Below are 16025 nucleotides of genomic sequence, written 5' to 3'. Positions count from 1 at the left end.
CGATCTCCTTTTGTGAAGCCACTGTTTTACCAAACCAGCGAAATTTAGCAATCTATTAACACAATCTCTGAGCGATCCAGCGCGTAATCTCTTTCAGTGATTTGTCGAAATTCTGATAGACCGGGCTGAACGGCACCTCAAGCAATTTGCCATCCGCAGATGACGAAGTGATTAATCGCGACTCTTCTTCCGGGCTGAACGGATCGTTTTTCCAGAACCCTGACAGCATCGGCGTTGGGCAGCGACGTCCCAGCAACCCCTGCGTTTTTAACGAGTAGCGATTGAGCTCAACGCGCAGCGCTTCGTCTGATGCATCATGCATGCCAAGACGGCTGGCCAGCACATCAAGGTACATTTCAGGTACGCTCCCCTGGCGTGCAGGATCGCTGAGCAGAGCGTGTACGACCGGGCCGAGGCAGGCGACGGCTTTCAGACGAGAAGATTCAAGATAAGCCAGACGCACCGCGACGTTCGCGCCGAAACGGAAGCCGAATGCCGCCACGCGGGTGTGGTCAACCCACGGAATATTTTCCAGCGCTTTTAGCGCATGCTGGTGCAGCAGGCTGGAATCCTGAGTCAGTTTCCATTTGGATGAGAAACCAATTGAAGGCATATCAAGCGTCAGCATCGCGATCCCTTTTGGTGCGAAGTAACGCTCATACAGGCTGTAATAATCAATTTGCAGCGAATCCAGCCCGCCGCACATGAGGACGGTCGGGAACGGGCCGTCGCCTTCCGGCATATGCAGGAACCCGGTGACGGGTGCGCCACCTGGAATGCTGAACTCAAGCTCGCGCATTTGGCCCGGCAAACGCTGCGCCGCCTCTTCATAAGCACGGTTCGCCAGCGCCTGGGCCTGCTCCGCCAGTTCATCCCCTTTTAAATGGGGGTAAGCGGCAATGCCGTAAAGATTAGCAGCGTGCAGCCAGTGCTTGCCGCTGCGCGTGGCATCCTCTTCCTGGCTGGCTTTTTGCTGCCAGAGCATCGCCTGCTTAGACCACTCGTAGATCCAGTTTCCGCCACGGTAGCCCACCACCGTATCGTAAAGCTCGCTGTCGGTGCGTTCAGATTCACTCATCACGATACGTGCCTGCACATCAAGGATTTCACGGGGATCAATACCGCGCCAGATCCACATCAGACGGTTAATCATGCGATACCAGTGAGGCACGTTTTTACCGTCTAACGCGGACTGGACGGCAGGCTGGGTACCCGGATTAAAGCGACGCACCAGCGTCGACGTTTCAGGGTGTTTGAAACGGGGTTTGAAGAGAGTCTCGGTGAGATTCGCCTGCGTCATTGCGTTGCCTCCATGAATACGTCGTATAGAGACTATTGTAACGCGTGGCAGGCCAAAAAGAACAACGCCCGACATAGTCGGGCGTGTAAAGTTACGTACTGGTATTAACGGCCTGAAATAGGCGGTACGAAGACCACGCCCATATCCCATGGCTGTTCAATCCAGGTGTCCTGCGGGATATCAATCACGTAATCGTCAACCAGCGGGCGGCCAGCAGGCTTCGCGAAGATAGTGACGAAATGTGCTTTCGGATACATTTCGCGGATAGCGACCGCAGTACCGCCGGTATCCACCAGGTCATCAATAACGATGAAACCTTCGCCGTCGCCTTCCGCACGTTTCAGCACGGTCAGCTCGCGCTGGTTGTCATGGTCATAGCTGGAGATGCAAACGGTATCGACATGACGAATACCCAGCTCACGTGCCAGCAGCGCCCCCGGTACCAGACCGCCACGGCTGACGGCAATAATGCCTTTCCACTGTTCGGAAGGCATCAGACGCGCAGCCAGTTTGCGTGCGTGAATCTGCAACATGTCCCAGGTGACGACGTATTTTTCGCTCATGTGAAGTGTCCCAGCCTGTTTTTATACGGCTTAAAAAGTGTTCGAGGGGGAAATAGGTTGCGCGAGATTATAGAGATCTGACGCACTAAAAACCAGTGTTTAGCGCCCTCTGCCTGAGTTTTTACATGCTTTATGCTACCAGCCAGCAGAGAAAGTGGTATTCTCAGTTTCATCTCGCAAGCCTGACTTGTGGTAACTATTAACCTGCTAACCCTGTGACCTGCAACCCTGTTTGCAGCGCCTCGACAAGGAGACTTATCGTGTCTGAACTGTCTCAATTATCTCCGCAGCCGCTGTGGGATATTTTTGCGAAAATCTGCTCCATTCCACACCCTTCCTACCACGAAGAACAGCTTGCCGAACATATTATGGGCTGGGCGAAGGAAAAAGGTCTGCATGCTGAACGTGACCAGGTTGGCAACATTCTGATCCGCAAACCGGCTACCGCAGGCATGGAAAACCGCAAACCGGTTGTGCTGCAGGCGCACCTGGACATGGTGCCACAGAAGAACAACGACACCGTTCACGACTTCACCAAAGACCCGATTCAACCGTACATCGACGGCGACTGGGTGAAAGCACGCGGCACCACGCTGGGCGCGGATAACGGCATCGGTATGGCATCTGCGCTGGCCGTGCTGGCCGACGACAGCGTTGAGCACGGTCCGCTGGAAGTGCTGCTGACCATGACCGAAGAAGCGGGCATGGACGGCGCGTTCGGTCTGCAGGCGAACTGGCTGCAGGCGGACATCCTGATCAACACCGACTCTGAAGAAGAAGGCGAGATCTACATGGGCTGCGCGGGCGGGATTGATTTCATCTCTACCCTGCCGCTGAAGCGCGAAGCGATTCCTGCTGGCTTCCAGACCTTCAAGCTGACGCTGAAAGGGCTGAAAGGCGGCCACTCCGGCGGTGATATTCACCTGGGTCTGGGTAACGCCAACAAGCTGCTGGCGCGCTTCCTGGCAGGCCATGCGGCCGAGCTGGATCTGCGTCTGGTAGACTTCAACGGAGGTACACTGCGTAACGCGATTCCGCGCGAAGCCTTCGCCACCGTAGCGGTTCCAGCGGCAAAAGCGGACGAGCTGAAAAAACTCTCCACCGTGTACCTGGATATCCTGAAGAACGAACTGTCGGCGAAAGAGAAAAACCTGACCGTGGTGCTGGAATCTGTTTCTACAGATAAAGCCGCTCTGACCGCGCAGTCTCGTGACACCTTCGTTCAGCTGCTGAACGCGACGCCAAACGGCGTGATCCGCAACTCTGACGTGGCGAAAGGCGTGGTGGAAACCTCACTGAACGTGGGAGTGGTGACCATGAGCGACGACAGCGCGGAAATCATCTGCCTGATCCGCTCCCTTATCGACAGCGGTAAAGAGTACGTGGTGAGCATGCTTGAATCACTGGGCACGCTGGCGGGCGCAAAAACGTCTGCAAAAGGCAGCTACCCGGGCTGGCAGCCGGATGCAAGTTCTCCGGTGATGGCGCTGGTGCGTGAAACCTATCAGCGTCTGTTCAACAGCACGCCGAACATTCAGGTGATCCACGCCGGTCTGGAATGTGGTCTGTTCAAGAAACCGTATCCGGATATGGATATGGTGTCCATCGGGCCAACCATTACCGGTCCGCACTCGCCGGATGAGCAGGTTCATATCGAAAGCGTCGGTCACTACTGGACGCTGCTGACTGAGCTGCTGAAAGCGATCCCAGTTAAGTAATACCCTCGCCCCAGCCCTCTCCCACAGGAAGAGGGTGAAAAACGTAGGCCCGGTAAGCGTAGCGCCACCGGGCTTTTTTACAATCCCAGAACCAGCTGGCGCTCTAGCTGCGGATCCAGCAGCGTAACGTGTAATCCCACCAGCCTCACCCCTCGCCCGCCCCGGCGCTCTTCCCATGCCTTTTTCGCCGTCGCGATAAGATCGTCTTTATTCAGACGCGGCCAGACGTGTTCCTGCGTTGTCTGCTGGAAGTCGTTGAATTTAAGCTTGATGCCCTGACGGGCGATGAGCAGATCCGGCTTCACCTTGCTTAAGCGTCGTTCCAGCTCCGGGTAAAGCTGTTCCGTGATAATGGTTTCGCATTCGGACCAGTCATGAATATCTTCAATGAGGGTGCGCTCAACGCCGACGGATTTCCGTAGCCGTTCGCTGTTCACATCGCGATCGTCAATTCCCTGGCTGCGCTCCCACAGCACGCGGCCAAACTTTCCAAAGCGCTTGAGCAGCATAGCGAGATCGCTTCGCTGCACGTCTTCGCAGGTCCGTAGCCCCATGCTTTCCAGCTTTGCGGCGGAGACTTTTCCCACGCCGGGGATTTTGCCGAGCGGCAGCGTTTTCAAAAACGCCGGCACCTCGTCAGGCGTGATGACGTATTGACCGTTGGGCTTATTTAAATCGGAGGCGATTTTGGCGAGGAATTTAACGGGCGCGACGCCCGCCGATGCCGTCAGATTCAGCTCGTGGAAAATCCTCTGGCGGATCTCCTGCGCCATCAGCGTGGCGGAGCCGTGGCAGTGCACGCTGTCGGTCACATCCAGATAGGCTTCGTCCAGCGACAGCGGCTCTATCAGAGAGGTATAGCGGGAGAAGATTTCCCGAATATGGAGGGAAGCCTCTTTATAGGCTTCAAACCGGCCGGGCAGAAGCGTGAGATGAGGGCAAAGCTTTAAGGCCATCGCCGTCGGCATCGCGCTGCGCACGCCAAATTTGCGCGCAGGATAGTTGGCGGTGCTGATGACACCACGCTGAACGCGGCTGCCGCCAATGGCGATGGGAATATCCCGCAGCGCCGGGTTGTCACGCATCTCCACTGCGGCAAAAAAGCAGTCCATATCGACATGGATTATTTTGCGCATAGTAAGCCCTCACTCATCACTGGATAAGTATACAGTAAACAAATGAGGATTGAGAAGCAGATGTGAGAACGCCGGGTGGCGGCTTTGCCTTACCCGGCCTGCAAAAAATTAAATAATGCGCTGCTGCTCGCGGGCCATCCTTTTCTTCCGCGCATCGCACGGTTCCGGACAGTCGCAAACCTTTTCCATCCCAATAGAGGAAATACCGCCGCAGCTGCCCTGAATGCTTTTCCGCTTAACGATCCAGCCTAACGACATGCCGAAGATGACAAGCACAAACACCACAAAAGTTGCCAGAAACGTCAGCATCATCAGCCTCCAAAGTCATCGAGCATGATGTTCTCATCTTCGACACCGAGATCTTTCAGCATCTTAATCACGGCGGCGTTCATCATCGGCGGACCACACATATAGAACTCGCAGTCCTCAGGCGCCGGGTGCTGTTTGAGGTAGTTTTCATACAGCACGTTGTGGATGAACCCCGTATAGCCCGTCCAGTTATCTTCCGGCTGCGGATCGGAAAGCGCCACATGGAAGGTAAAGTTCGGGTTTTCACGCGCCAGCTGTTCAAACTCATCTTCATAGAACATCTCGCGCAGCGAGCGCGCCCCGTACCAGAAGCTGATCTTACGCTGGCTACCCAGCCGCTTGAGCTGGTCAAAGATGTGCGAGCGCATCGGGGCCATACCGGCACCGCCGCCGATAAAGACCATTTCCGCATCGGTATCTTTCGCGAAGAACTCCCCGAACGGGCCGGAGATCGTCACCTTATCGCCAGGCTTCAGCGACCAGATGTATGACGACATGACGCCCGGCGGTGCATCCGGCACATTCGGTGGCGGCGTGGCGATACGCACGTTGAGCATGATGATGCCCTTCTCTTCCGGATAGTTGGCCATCGAGTAGGCGCGCAGCGTCGGCTCTTTCACCTCAGATACAAAGCGGAAGAGATTGAATTTGTCCCAGTCGGCGCGGTACTCATGCGGCACGTCAAAGTCCGCATAGGCCACAGCGTGCTCCGGGCACTCGATCTGAATGTAGCCTCCGGCGCGGAACGGGACATGCTCGCCTTCCGGCACCCGCAGCTTCAGCTCTTTTATAAAGGTGGCTTTGTTATCATTAGAGATAACCTCGCACTCCCATTTTTTGACGCCGAAGATCTCTTCCGGCAGCTCAATCTTCATGTTCTGGCGCACCGCGACCTGGCAGGCCAGACGACAGCCCTCTTTTGCCTCACGCTTTGTGATATGCGCCAGTTCGGTTGGCAGAATATCGCCACCGCCCTCTTTTACCGTCACGCGGCACTGTCCGCAGGAACCGCCGCCGCCGCAGGCTGAGGAGACAAAAATGCCGTTACCGGAGAGCGTGTTGAGCAGCTTGTCTCCCGCCGGCGTGCGGATCTGATTCTGCGGCTCGTCGTTAATATCAATGACCACGTCGCCGGAATTTACCAGCTTCGCGCGCGCCGCCAGAATAAGCCCTGACAGCACAAGTACAATCAGCGTGAACATCACCACGCCAAGGATAATTTCCATCTGTTTGCCCTTATAGCTGCACACCGGAGAAGGACATAAAGCCCAGCGCCATCAGCCCGGTGGTGATAAAGGTGATCCCCAGGCCACGCAGACCCGCAGGCACGTTGGCATATTTCATTTTCTCGCGGATCCCCGCCATGGTGACAATCGCCAGCATCCAGCCGATGCCGGAACCAAAACCGTACACCACGGATTCGCTGAAGTTGTAATCACGCTGCACCATAAACGAGACGCCACCGAAGATGGCGCAGTTCACCGCGATCAGCGGCAGGAAGATCCCCAGCGCGTTGTAGAGCGACGGGAAATACTTATCGAGGATCATCTCGAGGATTTGCACCAGCGCCGCGATCACCCCGATAAAGGTGATGAAGTTCAGGAAGCTGAGATCAACCCCTTCCACCAGCGCGCCGTCCCGCAGCACAAAGTTGTACACCAGATTGTTGATCGGTACAGATAAGCCGAGCACCACGGTGACCGCGATACCGAGACCAAATGCCGTCGACACTTTTTTGGAAACCGCAAGGAACGTACACATGCCGAGGAAAAACGCGAGCGCCATGTTTTCAACAAACACCGCCCGCACAAACAAACTCAGGTAATGAGCCATCGTCGGTTACTCCTTTTCCTGCTGTTCTGGCTTCAGCGTACGAATCAGCCAGATCAACAAACCGATAATGAAAAATGCGCTAGGGGCCAGCAGGAACAGGCCGTTTGGCAGATACCAGCCGCCGTTCTGCACCGTGTCCAGCACCGTGATGCCAAACAGCTTGCCGCTGCCAATCAGCTCGCGCAGGAACCCCACGGTCAGCAGGATCACGCCGTAGCCCAGGCCGTTGCCGATGCCGTCCATAAAGCTCGCCAGCGGCGGCATTTTCATGGCGTAGGCTTCCGCACGCCCCATGACGATACAGTTGGTTATAATCAGCCCGACAAACACCGAGAGCTGTTTGGAGGTTTCATAGGCAAAGGCGCGCAGCAGCTGATCGACCACGATCACCAGCGAGGCGATGATCGCCATCTGCACGATGATCCTCACGCTGTTGGGGATGTGGTGGCGGATCATCGAGATAAACATGCTGGAGAACGCCGTGACCAGCGTGACCGCCAGCGTCATCACGACTGCCGTTTCCAGCTTGGTCGTCACCGCCAGAGCAGAACAGACACCCAGCACCTGGAGCGTGATCGGGTTATTGGCTAACAGTGGGCCAACGAGCACCTTTTTAACTTCTTTCAGTTCACCGGTATCAGCCATTGTTCAGCGCTCCTTCACGTACGTTTTTCAGGAAAGGACCAAAGCCCAGCTCGCCCATCCAGAAATCAAAACTGTGCTGCACGCCTTTTGAGGTGAGCGTGGCGCCGGAAAGCCCGTCAACGGCGTAGTCGTCACCGGGACGTGCCGCCCCTTTCATCACCTTCAGCGCAGGCAGGCCGTTATCGTCGAGCACTTTCTTGCCGACAAACTGTGCCCGCCAGTTAGGGTTTTCAACTTCGCCACCCAGCCCCGGCGTTTCGCCCTGGTCGTAATACGTAATGCCTTTGACCGTGCGCCCATCGGTATCAAGGGCCACAAAGGCATACATCATTGACCACAGACCGTTACCGTAAATAGGCAGTACCACTTCCTGAATACGTTTTTGGGGGTCGCGAACCAGATAGATTTCGGCCAGGTTGCTGCGACGCTTAATCCCGGCGGGATCTTGCGATGCCTCCAGCGTCAGGCTCATCTGCGGATCTTTCAGCGCCAGCGCCTGGTTGAATTTTGCCGGGTCTTTATCCAGCAGTTCACCCGTTTTTAAATCCACCAGACGCGCCGAAATACGTTCAGCAAAGACGGCCGAAACCTCGTCCGCGCTCATTCCTTCCTGCATCAGCCCGGCGACGGCCAGGATGTTGCGCTGTTTATCCAGCGCACGTTGCTCCTGCTGCAGGGGTTTTAACCCCACGGCAGAGCCGGCCACGACAATAGAACAGACCAGACAGAGCACCAGCACCACCAGCAGCGTTTTGCTGATGCTGTCGTTATTTTTAACCTCAGCCACGCGCCTTCCTCCGCTTGATATTGGCCCGCACCACCAGGTAATCGAAGAGCGGCGCAAACAGGTTGGCAAACAGAATGGCCAACATCATCCCTTCCGGGTACGCCGGGTTGACCACGCGGATCAGGACACACATCGCGCCAATGAGCACGCCATAGCTCCATTTACCTTTGTCTGTAAACGAGGCAGATACGGGGTCCGTCGCCATGAACATCATGCCGAACGCGAAGCCACCCAGCACCAGATGCCAGTACCAGGGCATGGAGAACATCGGATTGGTGGTCGAACCGATAACGTTGAACAGGGTGGCGGTCAGCACCATGCCGATCATCACGCCCGCAACGATCCGCCAGGAGGCCACGCGACCAAAAAGAATGATCGCGCCGCCAAGCAAAATCATCAGCGTGGAGACTTCACCGATGGAACCGGGAATGTTGCCAATAAAGGCATCAAACCAGGTGACTGGCTGACCCGTCGCGTTGTTAACCAGCGTTTCGCCGCCGTGTGCCGCCCACTGTGAAAGCGGCGTCGCGCCGGAAAAACCGTCTGCCGCAGTCCACACGAGGTCGCCCGAGATTTGCGCCGGATAAGCAAAGAACAGAAACGCGCGTCCCGCCAGCGCCGGGTTGAGGAAGTTCCGCCCGGTGCCGCCGAAGATCTCTTTGGCAATCACCACGCCGAAGCTGATGCCAAGCGCCGCCTGCCAGAGCGGTAGCGTCGGGGGAACAATCAGGGCAAACAGAATAGAGGTCACGAAGAAGCCTTCGTTGATCTCATGTTTACGGATGATGGCAAACAGCACTTCCCAGAAGCCGCCCACGACAAATACCGTGATGTAAATCGGCAGGAAGAACACGGCACCCAGCGTCATCATGCTCAGCCAGCCCGCGTCTGCAGCGAAGCTTACCCCTAACGACTGGGCCAGACGGTAGTGCCAGTCGGACTGGATCACCTGCGCCAGCTGCTGTGCATCGTACATGTGGTGCAGCGCCGGAATGGTCTGCAGGCCGACGTTGTACATTCCCCAGAACATCGCCGGGAAGACCGCAAACCACACCAGGATCATCATGCGTTTCAGGTCGATGGCATCGCGAACGTGCGCCGCCCCTTTCGTCACCAGCCCCGGCGTGTAGAAAATGGTCGTCGTTGCTTCATACAGCGGGTAGTACTTTTTGAGCTTTCCTTCGGTAAAGTGCGGCTCAATTTTTTCAAAGAGGTGTTTTAAGCCCATCGGTTATCCTTCCTGCTCAATGCGGGTTAACACCTCGCGCAATACCGGTCCATATTCATATTTGCCCGGACAGACATAGGTACAGAGCGCCAGATCTTCTTCGTCAAGCTCCAGACAGCCCAGCGCCTGCGCGCCGTCGGTATCGCCAGCAAGCAGATCGCGCAGCAGCACGGTGGGCAGAATATCCAGCGGCATGACGCGCTCGTAGTTGCCAATCGGGACCATGGCGCGCTCGCCGCCGTGCGTACTGGTTGAGAAGCTAAACAGCTTATTACGCAGGAAGTGTCCCAGCGTGGTTCGGGTGACGGAGTATTTTTCCGCGCCTGGCAGAACCCAGCCAAACAGCTCTTTCTCACGCCCTTCCTGCACAATGCTGACCTGCAAATGGAAGCGTCCCAGGTACGCGTGCGCATTGGCCGCATGGCGGCCGCTGAGGACCGAGCCGGAAATCAGGCGGTTTTCGCCCTCTTTCGTTTCCCCCACCAGCAGTTCGTTGATGTCAGCACCCAGCAGCGTCTTCACCAGGCGCGGATTTGCAGCCTGCGGTCCGCCGATGGCGATTATCCGTTCAGCGCAGAGCTCACCCGTAGTAAAGAGCTTACCGATGGCGATGACGTCCTGATAGTTAAGGTGCCAGACCTGTTTCGTCAGGCTGACTGGCTCAAGGAAATGGATGTGCGTCCCGACCAGCCCCGCCGGATGCGGGCCAGAAAATTCATTAAACGTGACCTGCCCCTGCGGATGCCCGCCAGGCTTGCCGCCGCCGGCCTGGCAAACGTGCACTTTTCCGGGCGTGAGGCGGGTTAGAATAGTGAGTCCTGCATCAAAAGCTTTTCGCTGCGCCAGGATAACCGGTTCCGGGTCCACGCTGAGCGGGTTGGTGTCGATGGCCGTGACGAAAATCGCGGCCGGTTCCGTGCCCGGAACAGGGGATTTGCTGAAGGGGCGCGTACGAAGCGCGGTCCATAAACCGGATGCCAGGAGCTGATCCTGAACGGCGTCGCGGTTCAGCGACGCGAGTTCTGCTATATCGTAATGGGCAAATTCACGCTTTTCATCGCCCTCAATGCGGATAACCACCGACTGCAGAACGCGCCGTTCGCCACGGTTGATGGCCACAACGGTGCCGCTCGCGGGGGCCGTGAACATCACGCCGGGATTTTTTTTGTCCTCAAAGAGCGCCTGTCCTTTGATAACGCGATCGCCCTCCTGTACCAGCATTGAAGGACGCATACCCAGGTAGTCTTCGCCCAAAATGGCGACATGACGGACACTTGCGCCTGTCGAAACGTGCTGCGCTGGCACGCCTGCAATCGGCAGATCAAGTCCTTTTTTAATTTTAAACATGTGGTTAGCAGGTTTCCATGAACAACAATCCAGTGGGCGCAAAGTGTAACATTTTCCCCTTCACGCGGGCAGGGAATCCGCCGTCACGCGCGCCAAATTGCGAGCTAATGCGCAAAGTTCCTGGAGCCATCGCAATTTTGATGGTTTATAAAGTAAAACTAATTTGTAAACTCACCGCCCGGCTCTTGCGAAAATCTATAGCGGTGCTAATGTGAGCGCTCCTAACAGAATAATCTGATTTCGGGTCTCTTTTGCCGTCCTGGCAAGTTGGTCATGGTTTTATCAAGGAACTAGTAGTATGCGTAAAATCGCATTGTTCATTGCGATGCTTCTGATGCCGTGCATGTCGTTTGCCGGACTGCTCAGCAGTAATAGCTCAACGACGCCGGTCAGCAAGGAATATAAACAGCAGTTAATGGGATCGCCGGTTTATATTCAGATCTTCAAGGAAGAGCGCACTCTCGATCTGTTTGTCAAAATGGGCGAGACATATCAGCTGCTTGATAGTTACAAAATTTGTAACTACTCCGGCGGACTGGGGCCAAAACAGCGTCAGGGCGACTTCAAAAGTCCGGAAGGGTTCTACAACGTTCAGCGCAGCCAGCTCAAGCCTGACAGCCGCTTCTATAAAGCCATTAACATCGGCTTCCCGAATGCCTATGACCGTGCACACGGTTATGAAGGTAAATATCTGATGATCCACGGCGCCTGCGTGTCTATCGGCTGTTATGCGATGACCGACTCCGGCATTGATGAGATTTTCCAGTTCGTGACGGGCGCGCTGGTCTTTGGGCAGCCTAACGTACAGGTCAGCATCTATCCGTTCCGCATGACGGACGCCAACATGACGCGTCACAAGTACTCATACTACGCGGATTTCTGGAAACAGCTGAAGCCGGGTTACGACTACTTTGAGCAGACCCACAAGCCACCAGTGGTCTCTATCGTCGATGGCCGTTACGTGGTCAGCAAACCGCTGAGCCACGAAGTCGTCCATCCACAGCTGGCGTCAAATTACACGGTCCCCGAGACAAAATAGCACCCACTCGCCTGGCATAATCTTTTGCCAGGTTTCGTTGCCCGTCAGCGGCTGCGTTGCGATAACAGTGACCACATCGTTCGGTGTGGTCTCCTTCTGAAAGTCTATCTCCACATCCTGATCGAGCAGCGTCGCAACGCCAAACGGCGCACGGCGGGTGATCCAGAACAGATTCGTCGAGCAGAACGCCATCACATAGCGGCCATCAGAGAGCAGCATGTTGAACACGCCTTTTTCACGCAGTTCAGACGCCAGCGTCGCGATGTATTTGAACACGGCAGTCATGTTGCCGGGCGTGCGGGGATAGCGCTCCGTCAGCTTGTGCAGCAGCCAGCAGAAGGCTTTTTCGCTGTCCGTCTCGCCGACCGGGCGGAAATTGCCCGTCTCCAGCGACTTATAGCCCGTGAGCTGCCCGTTGTGCGCATAGGTCCAGTTACGGCCCCACAGTTCACGGGTAAACGGATGGGTATTTTCCAGCGCCACTTCGCCACGGTTGGCCTGACGGATGTGGGCGATTACCGAGCGGGACTTGATCGGGTAGTCCTGAACCAGTTTGGCAATCGGTGAGTTAAAGCTGGGCTGTGGATCTTTGAACGTGCGACATCCTTTGCCTTCGTAGAAGGTGATGCCCCAGCCGTCTTTATGCGGCCCGGTTCCTCCACCGCGCTGAACCAGCCCGGTGAAGCTAAAGCAGATATCGGTTGGCACATTGGCGCTCATCCCGAGCAGTTCGCACATACAACACCTCCACAACAGCGGGGGGCACCGGAGCCCCCCAGCGAAGTCTTACTTAACCATCTCTTTTTCGATCAGCTGGATCAGGATGTGGATCACTTTGATGTGAATTTCCTGAATACGGTCAGCATAACCGAAGTGCGGAACGCGAATTTCGACATCCGCCGTACCGTCCATCTTACCGCCATTTTTACCGGTCAGGGTGATGACTTTCATCCCTTTTTCACGCGCGGCGGCGATCGCTTTGATCACGTTACCGGAGTTACCAGAGGTAGAGATCCCCAGCAGCACGTCGCCTTCACGGCCTACCGCTTCAACGTAGCGGGAGAAGATGTGGTCGTAACCGAAGTCGTTGCCTACGCAGGAGATGTGGCTCACGTCTGAAATCGCAATCGCCGGGTAGCCCGGGCGGTTTTCGCGATAGCGTCCGGTCAGCTCTTCTGCGAAGTGCATAGCGTCACAGTGGGAGCCGCCGTTACCGCAGGAAAGCACTTTGCCACCGGCTTTGAAGCTGTCGGCCAGCAGGACCGCTGCGCGCTGAATAGCGTGAATATTGGCATCATCTTTCAGAAAGTTCGCCAGCGTTTCCGCCGCTTCGTTCAGTTCGTTACGAATAAGATCCTGGTACATGAGGATAATCCTTCAGTATTGATGAAATAACACAGTGGAGTGTACCGGATAGCGGGAAAAGCGAGAAGCTAAAGCCATGCGAAACGTCCGGCGTTTTGATTTTTTGTGCCGGCTAAAACGCGAACAATGTGAACCAGGTTGTAATTATTTTGTAAACACATTGCTAAAGGAAATAACATCAACTACAACCATATCATCACAAGTGGTCAGACCTCCTACAAGCAAGGGAGCTTTTCTTTATGATGATTTTGAGCATTCTCGCAACCGTTGTTCTGCTCGGTGTGTTGTTCTATCACCGCGTAAGTTTATTCCTGAGCAGCCTGATTCTTCTGGCCTGGACGGCTGCGCTTGGCGTCGCAGGTCTCTGGAATATCTGGCTTTTAGTCCCTCTTGCCATCATCCTTCTGCCGTTTAACCTGGCCCCGATGCGTAAATCAATGATCTCTGCGCCGGTGTTCAAGGGCTTTCGCAAAGTGATGCCGCCCATGTCGCGTACTGAAAAAGAAGCGATTGACGCGGGCACCACCTGGTGGGAAGGCGATCTGTTCCAGGGCAACCCGGACTGGAAAAAGCTGCATAACTATCCGCAGCCGCGTCTGACCGCTGAAGAGCAGGCCTTTATTGACGGCCCGGTGGAAGAAGCGTGCCGCATGGCAAACGACTTTGCCATCACCCATGAAATGGCCGACCTGCCGCCGGAGCTGTGGGCGTATCTGAAAGAGCATCGCTTCTTCGCGATGATCATCAAGAAAGAGTACGGCGGACTGGAATTCTCCGCTTACGCTCAGGCTCGCGTCCTGCAAAAGCTGGCAGGCGTCTCCGGGATCCTGGCGATTACCGTTGGCGTGCCTAACTCCTTAGGCCCGGGCGAACTGCTGCAGCATTACGGTACCGAAGAACAGAAAGATCACTACTTGCCGCGTCTGGCACGCGGTCAGGAAATCCCTTGCTTCGCGCTGACCAGCCCGGAAGCGGGCTCCGATGCGGGTGCGATCCCGGATACCGGCGTAGTCTGCATGGGCGAGTGGCAGGGCGAGCAGGTGCTGGGTATGCGCCTGACCTGGAACAAGCGTTATATCACCCTGGCGCCAATCGCCACCGTGCTGGGTCTGGCCTTTAAGCTCTCTGACCCGGAAAAACTGCTGGGCGGCGAAGAAGATCTTGGCATTACCTGTGCGCTGATCCCAACCTCTACCCCAGGCGTTGAAATTGGTCGCCGTCACTTCCCGCTGAACGTGCCGTTCCAGAACGGTCCGACCCGCGGTCAGGACATCTTTGTGCCGATTGACTACATCATCGGCGGTCCGAAAATGGCCGGTCAGGGCTGGCGCATGCTGGTGGAATGTCTGTCAGTGGGCCGCGGCATTACCCTGCCGTCGAACTCAACCGGCGGTCTGAAGTCGGTCGCGATGGGGATTGGCGCTTACGCCCACATCCGCCGTCAGTTCAAAATCTCCATCGGCAAGATGGAAGGTATCGAAGAGCCGCTGGCGCGTATCGCGGGCAACGCCTACGTGATGGATGCCGCGGCTTCTCTGATTACCTACGGCATTATGCTGGGCGAAAAACCGGCCGTGCTGTCCGCGATTGTGAAGTACCACTGTACCCACCGCGCGCAGCAGTCGATCATTGACGCGATGGATATCGCGGGCGGTAAAGGCATTATGCTCGGCGAAGGCAACTTCCTGGCGCGCGGCTATCAGGGCGCACCGATTGCCATCACCGTGGAAGGGGCAAACATCCTGACCCGCAGCATGATGATCTTTGGTCAGGGCGCAATTCGCTGCCATCCGTACGTGCTGGAAGAGATGGCTGCCGCGCAGAACAACGACGTGGATGCCTTCGATAAGCTGCTGTTCAAACATATCGGTCACGTGGGCAGCAACAAGGTGCGCAGCTTCTGGCTGGGCCTGACGCGCGGTCTTACCAGCGCGACGCCGACCGGCGATGCGACCAAACGTTACTACCAGCATCTGAACCGTCTGAGCGCCAACCTGGCTCTGCTGTCTGACGTCTCCATGGCGGTGTTGGGCGGTAGCCTGAAGCGTCGCGAGCGTATCTCTGCCCGTCTGGGGGATGTGCTGAGCCAGATCTTCCTGGCCTCTGCGGTCCTGAAGCGCTACGACGACGAAGGCCGTCAGGAAGCGGATCTGCCGCTGGTGCACTGGGGCGTTCAGGATGCGATGTATCAGGCTGAACAGGCGATTGACGACCTGCTGGCGAACTTCCCGAACCGCTTCGTGGCGGGAGCCCTGCGCGCGGTGATCTTCCCGACCGGACGTCACCACCTTGCGCCGTCCGACAAGCTGGACCACAAGGTGGCGAAGATCCTGCAGGTACCGAGCGCAACCCGCTCCCGTATCGGTCGTGGTCAGTATCTGACGCCGACACCGCATAACCCGGTGGGTCTGCTGGAAGAGGCGCTGCTGGACGTGATGGCTGCCGATCCGATTCACCAGAAGATCTGTAAACAGCTGGGCAAAAACCTGCCGTTTACCCGTCTGGACGAACTGGCAAAACAGGCGCTGGCCGGCGGCATTATCAATAAAGATGAAGCCGCTCTGCTGGTGAAAGCCGAAGAGAGCCGTCTGCGCAGTATTAACGTGGATGATTTCGAGCCGGACGAACTGGCGACGCAGCCGGTAAAGCTGCCGGAGAAGCACCGCAAGCCTGAAGCGGCGTAACGCGTTTCGCTTATACAAACCCCGCCCCGCGCGGGGTTTTTTATTGCCACATTTTCTCGTAATGACGTGCT

General features: G+C 56.3%; 15 protein-coding genes. 3 read left to right on the top strand and 12 right to left on the bottom strand.

Going from position 1 to position 16025, the window contains the following annotated elements; genetic code table 11:
• Nucleotides 1-55 precede the first annotated feature (55 nt).
• Both frsA and gpt read right to left on the bottom strand, forming a co-directional pair.
• Complete coding sequence (frsA, locus tag EnteroDNA1_RS18335) at nucleotides 56-1300, bottom strand: esterase FrsA (protein WP_069303697.1); 1245 nt, start codon at nucleotides 1298-1300, stop codon at nucleotides 56-58.
• Nucleotides 1301-1404: 104 nt separating this feature from the next.
• On the bottom strand, nucleotides 1405-1863 hold the full coding sequence (gene gpt / locus EnteroDNA1_RS18330) for a xanthine phosphoribosyltransferase (protein WP_010427903.1): 459 nt from the start codon (nucleotides 1861-1863) through the stop codon (nucleotides 1405-1407).
• A 260-nt stretch (nucleotides 1864-2123) separates the two neighbouring features.
• Between gpt and pepD the strand changes: the two genes are divergently transcribed.
• A complete protein-coding gene (pepD, locus tag EnteroDNA1_RS18325; protein WP_048976531.1) occupies nucleotides 2124-3581 on the top strand; it encodes a cytosol nonspecific dipeptidase in 1458 nt (485 codons plus the stop codon).
• 77 nt (nucleotides 3582-3658) lie between these two features.
• Here the strand turns inward: pepD and dinB are convergent, their stop codons facing one another.
• From dinB to EnteroDNA1_RS18285, 8 genes are all read right to left on the bottom strand, one after another.
• Entirely contained in the window at nucleotides 3659-4717 is a 1059-nt protein-coding gene (gene dinB / locus EnteroDNA1_RS18320; RefSeq protein ID WP_069303696.1) for a DNA polymerase IV, read from the bottom strand.
• Between the two features lie 108 nt (nucleotides 4718-4825).
• A complete protein-coding gene (nqrM, locus tag EnteroDNA1_RS18315) occupies nucleotides 4826-5029 on the bottom strand; it encodes a (Na+)-NQR maturation NqrM (protein ID WP_023615899.1) in 204 nt (67 codons plus the stop codon).
• A complete protein-coding gene (nqrF, locus tag EnteroDNA1_RS18310; RefSeq protein ID WP_048979301.1) occupies nucleotides 5029-6252 on the bottom strand; it encodes an NADH:ubiquinone reductase (Na(+)-transporting) subunit F in 1224 nt (407 codons plus the stop codon). Before nqrF ends, nqrM begins: the two co-directional genes overlap by 1 nt.
• Before the next feature lie 10 nt (nucleotides 6253-6262).
• Nucleotides 6263-6859 carry an NADH:ubiquinone reductase (Na(+)-transporting) subunit E gene (nqrE, locus tag EnteroDNA1_RS18305; protein ID WP_008500255.1) on the bottom strand — a complete coding sequence of 199 codons (597 nt, stop codon included), beginning with the start codon at nucleotides 6857-6859 and terminating at the stop codon, nucleotides 6263-6265.
• 6 nt (nucleotides 6860-6865) lie between these two features.
• The gene (locus EnteroDNA1_RS18300; RefSeq protein WP_033144701.1) at nucleotides 6866-7504 is read right to left on the bottom strand and encodes an NADH:ubiquinone reductase (Na(+)-transporting) subunit D; all 639 of its coding nucleotides are present in this window, start codon (nucleotides 7502-7504) and stop codon (nucleotides 6866-6868) included.
• Nucleotides 7497-8291 carry a Na(+)-translocating NADH-quinone reductase subunit C gene (locus tag EnteroDNA1_RS18295; RefSeq protein WP_064673481.1) on the bottom strand — a complete coding sequence of 265 codons (795 nt, stop codon included), beginning with the start codon at nucleotides 8289-8291 and terminating at the stop codon, nucleotides 7497-7499. Before EnteroDNA1_RS18295 ends, EnteroDNA1_RS18300 begins: the two co-directional genes overlap by 8 nt.
• Nucleotides 8284-9519, bottom strand: a complete 1236-nt coding sequence (locus EnteroDNA1_RS18290; protein ID WP_029739701.1) for an NADH:ubiquinone reductase (Na(+)-transporting) subunit B — start codon at nucleotides 9517-9519, stop codon at nucleotides 8284-8286. The genes EnteroDNA1_RS18295 and EnteroDNA1_RS18290 overlap by 8 nt, the downstream gene beginning before the upstream one ends.
• A gap of 3 nt (nucleotides 9520-9522) precedes the next feature.
• On the bottom strand, nucleotides 9523-10866 hold the full coding sequence (locus EnteroDNA1_RS18285; protein WP_069303695.1) for a Na(+)-translocating NADH-quinone reductase subunit A: 1344 nt from the start codon (nucleotides 10864-10866) through the stop codon (nucleotides 9523-9525).
• A gap of 298 nt (nucleotides 10867-11164) precedes the next feature.
• On the opposite strand from EnteroDNA1_RS18285, the gene dpaA reads away from it, so the two are divergent.
• Nucleotides 11165-11905 (top strand): peptidoglycan meso-diaminopimelic acid protein amidase, encoded by a 741-nt coding sequence (gene dpaA, locus EnteroDNA1_RS18280; protein ID WP_033144698.1) that lies wholly within the window; start codon nucleotides 11165-11167, stop codon nucleotides 11903-11905.
• On the opposite strand, the gene EnteroDNA1_RS18275 is transcribed toward dpaA, so the two are convergent.
• Nucleotides 11876-12643, bottom strand: coding sequence for a class II glutamine amidotransferase (locus EnteroDNA1_RS18275; RefSeq protein ID WP_023310496.1), 768 nt, complete (start codon nucleotides 12641-12643; stop codon nucleotides 11876-11878). The two genes, dpaA and EnteroDNA1_RS18275, sit on opposite strands and share 30 nt — an antisense overlap.
• A 48-nt stretch (nucleotides 12644-12691) precedes the next feature.
• Entirely contained in the window at nucleotides 12692-13270 is a 579-nt protein-coding gene (lpcA, locus tag EnteroDNA1_RS18270; RefSeq protein WP_069303694.1) for a D-sedoheptulose 7-phosphate isomerase, read from the bottom strand.
• A 239-nt stretch (nucleotides 13271-13509) separates the two neighbouring features.
• Here lpcA and fadE point away from each other — a divergent pair, with 239 nt between their 5' ends.
• Nucleotides 13510-15954 (top strand): acyl-CoA dehydrogenase FadE, encoded by a 2445-nt coding sequence (gene fadE / locus EnteroDNA1_RS18265; RefSeq protein WP_029739697.1) that lies wholly within the window; start codon nucleotides 13510-13512, stop codon nucleotides 15952-15954.
• Nucleotides 15955-16025: the final 71 nt, after the last annotated feature.

The sequence above is a fragment of the Enterobacter sp. HK169 genome (assembly GCF_001719105.1).
GTDB classification, from domain to species: Bacteria; Pseudomonadota; Gammaproteobacteria; order Enterobacterales; family Enterobacteriaceae; genus Enterobacter; species Enterobacter asburiae_B.
The sequence above is the reverse complement of the archived record's forward strand: the minus strand, read 5'-3'. Positions and strand labels throughout refer to the sequence as shown.